The sequence below is a fragment of the Candidatus Paralachnospira sp. LCP21S3_A2 genome, assembly GCF_052118925.1.
Lineage (GTDB): Bacteria > Bacillota > Clostridia > Lachnospirales > Lachnospiraceae > Lientehia.
This window is the reverse complement of record NZ_JBQKGG010000032.1, coordinates 1-6,297: the sequence shown is the minus strand read 5'-3', so window position 1 is coordinate 6,297 and position 6,297 is coordinate 1. Positions and strand designations below refer to the sequence as shown.

Annotated in this window: 6 protein-coding genes; 4 read left to right on the top strand and 2 right to left on the bottom strand. The window is 48.3% G+C overall.

All coding sequences use genetic code 11. The features are described 5' to 3' along the window. Nucleotides 1-193 precede the first annotated feature (193 nt). Nucleotides 194-1,249: a replication initiation protein gene (locus ACTQ3K_RS12500; protein ID WP_441568225.1), complete on the top strand. Its 1,056-nt coding sequence runs from the start codon at nucleotides 194-196 to the stop codon at nucleotides 1,247-1,249. Between the two features lie 25 nt (nucleotides 1,250-1,274). On the opposite strand, the gene ACTQ3K_RS12495 is transcribed toward ACTQ3K_RS12500, so the two are convergent. Then, nucleotides 1,275-1,481, bottom strand: coding sequence for a hypothetical protein (locus tag ACTQ3K_RS12495; protein WP_441568224.1), 207 nt, complete (start codon nucleotides 1,479-1,481; stop codon nucleotides 1,275-1,277). A gap of 482 nt (nucleotides 1,482-1,963) precedes the next feature. On the opposite strand from ACTQ3K_RS12495, the gene ACTQ3K_RS12490 reads away from it, so the two are divergent. Continuing rightward, on the top strand, nucleotides 1,964-2,905 hold the full coding sequence (locus ACTQ3K_RS12490; protein ID WP_441568223.1) for a hypothetical protein: 942 nt from the start codon (nucleotides 1,964-1,966) through the stop codon (nucleotides 2,903-2,905). Between the two features lie 359 nt (nucleotides 2,906-3,264). Then, entirely contained in the window at nucleotides 3,265-4,320 is a 1,056-nt protein-coding gene (locus tag ACTQ3K_RS12485) for a replication initiation protein (protein WP_441568225.1), read from the top strand. Between the two features lie 25 nt (nucleotides 4,321-4,345). Here ACTQ3K_RS12485 and ACTQ3K_RS12480 read toward each other — a convergent pair whose 3' ends face one another. After that, nucleotides 4,346-4,552: a hypothetical protein gene (locus ACTQ3K_RS12480; protein WP_441568224.1), complete on the bottom strand. Its 207-nt coding sequence runs from the start codon at nucleotides 4,550-4,552 to the stop codon at nucleotides 4,346-4,348. 482 nt (nucleotides 4,553-5,034) lie between these two features. Here ACTQ3K_RS12480 and ACTQ3K_RS12475 point away from each other — a divergent pair, with 482 nt between their 5' ends. After that, complete coding sequence (locus ACTQ3K_RS12475; protein ID WP_441568223.1) at nucleotides 5,035-5,976, top strand: hypothetical protein; 942 nt, start codon at nucleotides 5,035-5,037, stop codon at nucleotides 5,974-5,976. The last annotated feature ends 321 nt before the right edge of the window (nucleotides 5,977-6,297 follow it).

Below are 6,297 nucleotides of genomic sequence, written 5' to 3'. Positions count from 1 at the left end.
GGTAACCAAGAAATCCATCAAGGGTAACCAAGAAATCCATCAAGGGTAACCAAGAAATCCATCAAGGGTAACCAAGAAATCCATATAAGTAACCATAGAATTATTGACGATGGTAACCTAATTAGGTATAATAATATTAACAATCAGCTGCACAGTATATTTGATGAAAAGTTAGCGAAAGAGGTGTTGGATTATGGCCAGAAAAAAGATTGAGCCAATCATCAGTTTAGGGAATGAGGACAAGCTCACAGTGCAGAAAAGCCTTCCGCTCTTTGCGCTGTGGCGCTCAGATCTTACACTTGCAGAGTTTAAAATCCTCGATACATACCTTTCAAGGATCGATAGCCACAAGCCCGAAAAACGGACAGTAATCTTTGAAAAAGGGGAGTTGGAGAAGCTTCTGGGTGTCAAACGAATAAAGACAGAGGAACTCGATGAGCGGCTGAAGCATCTTGGAACCCCGATCAGACTTGATGATAATACTGCGAAAAATAAGCGATTTGCTAGGATATCGCTTTTTGAAAAAGCCTTTGCTGAACAAGATGATTACGGTCTTTGGCAGGTGGAATTAACAGCAAGCCAGTCTGCAATGAAGTATTTTTTCAACATTGAAAACCTGGGCTATCTCCGGTATAAGCTGCGTTGTATCACTTCAATTACCAGCCGATACACATATATCATGTTTATATACCTGGAGGCAAACCGCTTCAGAAAATCCTGGGAAGTTCCGCTTAATGAACTTAAAGAGATCCTTTCATGCGATAAAGAAGAGCTATACAAAGAGTATAAATTTTTCAACCAAAAGCTCTTGAAACGGGTTCAGAAAGAGATGAATGAGAAGACCGAATGCAGATACTCTTATGAGCCGATCAAGAAGGGGCGGTCTGTGGTGGCAATACGTTTTACCGTTGAAACGCTTCCGATGGCAAGCATTGAAGAAGTGGACGAAAATCAAATAACCATCGATCAATGGCAGGCAGAAACCAACAAAGAAACAGAGCTGTGGCAGAAGCCGCTGGAACCGTTTAATTTTACCGCAGAGGAATACGAAGAGCTTTCCTCGGTGTTTGTAACCGTTCCGGATTCCGTGCTGCCACAGAGTGCTGCGTGTCCTGGATCCATCGATCTTATGCGATATCATTACATGGATCAGATGGCTAAAGAGATTATAAGACGTGATCAGCAGACGCCGATCCGGAACAAATTTGCCTATTTGTTAAAATCAATCCGGAAAGATGCCGGAGTTTAAAGGGGAGGCGGCTGCGGCCGCCTCTTTACTCATCATCAAGATCATCAAGCAGTGCTATGATCTCTGCCCGATCACGCTGCTTGATCTCTTTTATTTCTGCCGGAGTGTGTCGCATATAAAAGCTTGGCGGATACATGTTCCAGGCGAACGGGAACATCTCCTGATATATGCGATCGGCTTCGCGACATTGCATTTCAAAACGGGTTTTCCGGATCAACTCTATGAATCTCATGTACATCCCTCCTCCCAGAATATTATCTGCAACATTATCAGACATAATATGATTATAACATTGATGATGGGAGTATATAGTGATGCTGGCCACCACATAATCATGTCCGTTGCTACAATGGTAGCATGGCGGATGTGATCTGTACAGGGCCTTAATGGTTATCCTGTGGTTTTGGACAGGATAACCAGTTAAGGCTAGCCAGCAACCAGATTGACCGGGTCTGTGGCCATAGCGTGCCACAACAAGATAACCCGGTTAAGACAAGATATCAGTGCTGATCGGCGCTGATGGGAGGCCGTTACGGCGGCTATGCGGGGCACGACCCGGCGACTCCACTCCCACTTGTCTACCCATATTGGGTGTCGCCGGCACGGCAAGCCGGATATCACATGCCGATGGAGCAGCTTACCAGCAACCTGAGTCGTGGCAGTAATTAGACCATAAGAGACATTAGTAGACCAGATACGACACGGAGGGACATAATGCGACATAACAGCATACAGTACGACCTACTTGTGGCAGCACTCCCACAACAGGCCAATAACAACACCGCCAAGGCTTATAAGCGAGCTATTAAGAGGTTTGCAGTCTGGGCCAGAGAGCAGGGATATCACTCTATCCAAGATATCCGGGACATTGGCAGCGTCGGCGTGATCCAAGCATATGAGCAGGCATTGGAGCTGCAGAGCCAGTCTCCGGCTACGATCCACACCCACCTCGCTCCGATCTGTAAGGGGCTTGGGGTGTCAATGGGTAATATCAATAAGCCGCGCAGAGGCGCAGAGGCGCTCCGGAGAGGACGCAGCGGAGATAATAACGCCCAGGGCAAGAGAGAGGCACTCTCTCCCAAATACGCGCGTCTGGTGGCCTTGCAGCGTGCTGTAGGGATCCGCAGGGCAGAGCTGGCACATCTTACTGGTGCCGATCTGGTGCAAGATCCTGCCGGAGAGTGGTGTGTGCGCGTCCGGCGAGGCAAAGGCGGCAAGACACAGCTGCAGCGGATCCTGCCGCAGCACCTCGACACTGTCCGACAGATTATGGGGTCTGTTGATCCGGACAGTCGTGTTTTTGCACCAGAGGAGATGGCCAACTGTATTGATCTGCATAGCATGAGGGCGGCCTTAGCCAAAGAGGCCTATGATTACTATGCTGCGCGTCTGGCTGCTGATCCGGATTACCGGCAGGCGCTGCGTGACGATCTTATGCGCCGCTGGCGAGACGGTCATGGTCGGTTTGATATGGGGCTGAAGTTTGATAGTGATCTCTATAATTCTGCACCATACAGACTGCGTGGCGCCAACAGATCTGCAGCACTTGTGCATGGCCGTCCGGTAACATATGATCGCGTGGCAATGATGGCGGTAAGCGTGTATCATCTCTCACATTGGCGCCTGGACGTAACCAGCGTTAATTACCTCACATAGCCGGGCGGCTCTGGCACTAGGGACGCTGCGCTCCCTTAAACCCTCGCTTATCATCAATCGATCAACCGGCGCGTAGCGCTTTTTTGCCTTGATTGATTGCTTGATTACCCTCTTGATTACCCTCTTGATTACCCTCTTGATTACGGGGTCCCAAAAACCAAGTAAAATCAAGGCTTCCCGGATTTATAGGTAACCAAGAAATCCATCAAGGGTAACCAAGAAATCCATCAAGGGTAACCAAGAAATCCATATAAGTAACCATAGAATTATTGACGATGGTAACCTAATTAGGTATAATAATATTAACAATCAGCTGCACAGTATATTTGATGAAAAGTTAGCGAAAGAGGTGTTGGATTATGGCCAGAAAAAAGATTGAGCCAATCATCAGTTTAGGGAATGAGGACAAGCTCACAGTGCAGAAAAGCCTTCCGCTCTTTGCGCTGTGGCGCTCAGATCTTACACTTGCAGAGTTTAAAATCCTCGATACATACCTTTCAAGGATCGATAGCCACAAGCCCGAAAAACGGACAGTAATCTTTGAAAAAGGGGAGTTGGAGAAGCTTCTGGGTGTCAAACGAATAAAGACAGAGGAACTCGATGAGCGGCTGAAGCATCTTGGAACCCCGATCAGACTTGATGATAATACTGCGAAAAATAAGCGATTTGCTAGGATATCGCTTTTTGAAAAAGCCTTTGCTGAACAAGATGATTACGGTCTTTGGCAGGTGGAATTAACAGCAAGCCAGTCTGCAATGAAGTATTTTTTCAACATTGAAAACCTGGGCTATCTCCGGTATAAGCTGCGTTGTATCACTTCAATTACCAGCCGATACACATATATCATGTTTATATACCTGGAGGCAAACCGCTTCAGAAAATCCTGGGAAGTTCCGCTTAATGAACTTAAAGAGATCCTTTCATGCGATAAAGAAGAGCTATACAAAGAGTATAAATTTTTCAACCAAAAGCTCTTGAAACGGGTTCAGAAAGAGATGAATGAGAAGACCGAATGCAGATACTCTTATGAGCCGATCAAGAAGGGGCGGTCTGTGGTGGCAATACGTTTTACCGTTGAAACGCTTCCGATGGCAAGCATTGAAGAAGTGGACGAAAATCAAATAACCATCGATCAATGGCAGGCAGAAACCAACAAAGAAACAGAGCTGTGGCAGAAGCCGCTGGAACCGTTTAATTTTACCGCAGAGGAATACGAAGAGCTTTCCTCGGTGTTTGTAACCGTTCCGGATTCCGTGCTGCCACAGAGTGCTGCGTGTCCTGGATCCATCGATCTTATGCGATATCATTACATGGATCAGATGGCTAAAGAGATTATAAGACGTGATCAGCAGACGCCGATCCGGAACAAATTTGCCTATTTGTTAAAATCAATCCGGAAAGATGCCGGAGTTTAAAGGGGAGGCGGCTGCGGCCGCCTCTTTACTCATCATCAAGATCATCAAGCAGTGCTATGATCTCTGCCCGATCACGCTGCTTGATCTCTTTTATTTCTGCCGGAGTGTGTCGCATATAAAAGCTTGGCGGATACATGTTCCAGGCGAACGGGAACATCTCCTGATATATGCGATCGGCTTCGCGACATTGCATTTCAAAACGGGTTTTCCGGATCAACTCTATGAATCTCATGTACATCCCTCCTCCCAGAATATTATCTGCAACATTATCAGACATAATATGATTATAACATTGATGATGGGAGTATATAGTGATGCTGGCCACCACATAATCATGTCCGTTGCTACAATGGTAGCATGGCGGATGTGATCTGTACAGGGCCTTAATGGTTATCCTGTGGTTTTGGACAGGATAACCAGTTAAGGCTAGCCAGCAACCAGATTGACCGGGTCTGTGGCCATAGCGTGCCACAACAAGATAACCCGGTTAAGACAAGATATCAGTGCTGATCGGCGCTGATGGGAGGCCGTTACGGCGGCTATGCGGGGCACGACCCGGCGACTCCACTCCCACTTGTCTACCCATATTGGGTGTCGCCGGCACGGCAAGCCGGATATCACATGCCGATGGAGCAGCTTACCAGCAACCTGAGTCGTGGCAGTAATTAGACCATAAGAGACATTAGTAGACCAGATACGACACGGAGGGACATAATGCGACATAACAGCATACAGTACGACCTACTTGTGGCAGCACTCCCACAACAGGCCAATAACAACACCGCCAAGGCTTATAAGCGAGCTATTAAGAGGTTTGCAGTCTGGGCCAGAGAGCAGGGATATCACTCTATCCAAGATATCCGGGACATTGGCAGCGTCGGCGTGATCCAAGCATATGAGCAGGCATTGGAGCTGCAGAGCCAGTCTCCGGCTACGATCCACACCCACCTCGCTCCGATCTGTAAGGGGCTTGGGGTGTCAATGGGTAATATCAATAAGCCGCGCAGAGGCGCAGAGGCGCTCCGGAGAGGACGCAGCGGAGATAATAACGCCCAGGGCAAGAGAGAGGCACTCTCTCCCAAATACGCGCGTCTGGTGGCCTTGCAGCGTGCTGTAGGGATCCGCAGGGCAGAGCTGGCACATCTTACTGGTGCCGATCTGGTGCAAGATCCTGCCGGAGAGTGGTGTGTGCGCGTCCGGCGAGGCAAAGGCGGCAAGACACAGCTGCAGCGGATCCTGCCGCAGCACCTCGACACTGTCCGACAGATTATGGGGTCTGTTGATCCGGACAGTCGTGTTTTTGCACCAGAGGAGATGGCCAACTGTATTGATCTGCATAGCATGAGGGCGGCCTTAGCCAAAGAGGCCTATGATTACTATGCTGCGCGTCTGGCTGCTGATCCGGATTACCGGCAGGCGCTGCGTGACGATCTTATGCGCCGCTGGCGAGACGGTCATGGTCGGTTTGATATGGGGCTGAAGTTTGATAGTGATCTCTATAATTCTGCACCATACAGACTGCGTGGCGCCAACAGATCTGCAGCACTTGTGCATGGCCGTCCGGTAACATATGATCGCGTGGCAATGATGGCGGTAAGCGTGTATCATCTCTCACATTGGCGCCTGGACGTAACCAGCGTTAATTACCTCACATAGCCGGGCGGCTCTGGCACTAGGGACGCTGCGCTCCCTTAAACCCTCGCTTATCATCAATCGATCAACCGGCGCGTAGCGCTTTTTTGCCTTGATTGATTGCTTGATTACCCTCTTGATTACCCTCTTGATTACCCTCTTGATTACGGGGTCCCAAAAACCAAGTAAAATCAAGGCTTCCCGGATTTATAGGTAACCAAGAAATCCATCAAGGGTAACCAAGAAATCCATCAAGGGTAACCAAGAAATCCATCAAGGGTAACCAAGAAATCCATATAAGTAACCATAGAATTATTGACGATGGTAACCTAATTAGGTATAATA

What these genes read in the sequence shown, in the direction of transcription:
- ACTQ3K_RS12500 (WP_441568225.1), top strand. Translation starts at nt 194, where the DNA reads ATGGCCAGAAAAAAGATTGAGCCAATCATCAGTTTAGGGAATGAGGAC.
- ACTQ3K_RS12495 (WP_441568224.1), bottom strand. Translation starts at nt 1,481, where the DNA reads ATGAGATTCATAGAGTTGATCCGGAAAACCCGTTTTGAAATGCAATGT.
- ACTQ3K_RS12490 (WP_441568223.1), top strand. Translation starts at nt 1,964, where the DNA reads ATGCGACATAACAGCATACAGTACGACCTACTTGTGGCAGCACTCCCA.
- ACTQ3K_RS12485 (WP_441568225.1), top strand. Translation starts at nt 3,265, where the DNA reads ATGGCCAGAAAAAAGATTGAGCCAATCATCAGTTTAGGGAATGAGGAC.
- ACTQ3K_RS12480 (WP_441568224.1), bottom strand. Translation starts at nt 4,552, where the DNA reads ATGAGATTCATAGAGTTGATCCGGAAAACCCGTTTTGAAATGCAATGT.
- ACTQ3K_RS12475 (WP_441568223.1), top strand. Translation starts at nt 5,035, where the DNA reads ATGCGACATAACAGCATACAGTACGACCTACTTGTGGCAGCACTCCCA.